The sequence below is a fragment of the Paenibacillus sp. YN15 genome (genome assembly GCF_003285005.1).
Classification (GTDB): domain Bacteria; phylum Bacillota; class Bacilli; order Paenibacillales; family NBRC-103111; genus Paenibacillus_AR.
Map to the genome: position 1 here is coordinate 1 of NZ_QMFA01000100.1, position 1,047 is coordinate 1,047.

Annotated in this window: 1 protein-coding gene; it reads left to right on the forward strand. The window is 27.6% G+C overall.

Annotation, left to right across the window (positions count from 1 at the left end; translation table 11 throughout):
* Positions 1–933, forward strand: a 933-nt coding sequence (locus DQG13_RS30325) for an acyltransferase family protein (RefSeq protein ID WP_146767244.1), incomplete at its 5' end; no start/stop codon positions are given.
* Between the last annotated feature and the right edge of the window lie 114 nt (positions 934–1,047).

A 1,047-nucleotide genomic window follows, 5' to 3' on the forward strand; every position in this document is an offset into this window, starting at 1 on the left:
GGTTCTAAAAGAACGACTCTAACTTCGCTTACTCGACAGCAAAGTTTTTGCAACACTCAAGTTCATAAGTTTAAAACAATTTTGGCTCCGATGTTGTTGATAAATTTTATTTATATAATATTTTATGTTGCTTTGCAAAAAACAAGTTTATATTCATTGATACAAAATAATGAGCCAATCAATTTATTTCAACGATTAAAAATTTTGTTCATATGGATGGGAACTCCTGATTTTGGAGGAGCAACATGGTTCCTTTTAGTTCTTTTTGTTATAGAAATAATTTTTAAAATAATATCAGACATTTCCAATAAATTGAATTTCTTTGGTGCTGAAGTATTATTAGTGTCATTAATTTCTTTTACGGGATGGTTTTTAATTAACAATAAAATATCTTTACCATATTATTTTGATATTAGTATGTTTGGATTGTCTTTCTTTTTCTTGGGATTAACTTTTAGAAAACACAATATTTTCCATAAAAACATAGATCACAAATTTATGTTGCCATTTGCAATAATTATAGTTATTTTTTTTGGGTCTTTCTATTTTAAAGGGAAGTTACCAATGAATTGGCCAACAAAGCAATTTCCTCCTCTTTCGATTCAATTTGTTTCTGTAATATGTGGTATTTATTTAACTTTTATTTTTGCAAAAATTTTGGAGTATTCAATTATACTAAACAAATTCTTGGTGTATATAGGCCAGCATACTTTTTGTATTCTAATAACTCATTTTTTTATTTTTCGTTTAATCTTTGGTTTTTTTGTTTGGGTGAATATTTTTCCCAAAGATTATCTTCGCGAATTAACGCCGCGATATTCTCCATATCCATTTTGGTTATTTTTAACTTCCTTTTCTCTCTTTTTATGTGCCTTAATCGCACGAATATCTAGGAAAAATAGAATATTAAATTATATTTTTAATGCAAGATGAGGTGGAAAAAATGATTATAGCAAGCTTAAATAAAAATAAAACATATTTGGCTCTTCGCCGTTAGCGATGCAAACAGCAGTTAGTAGTCATTAAAACCTTTGAAAATCGGACAAG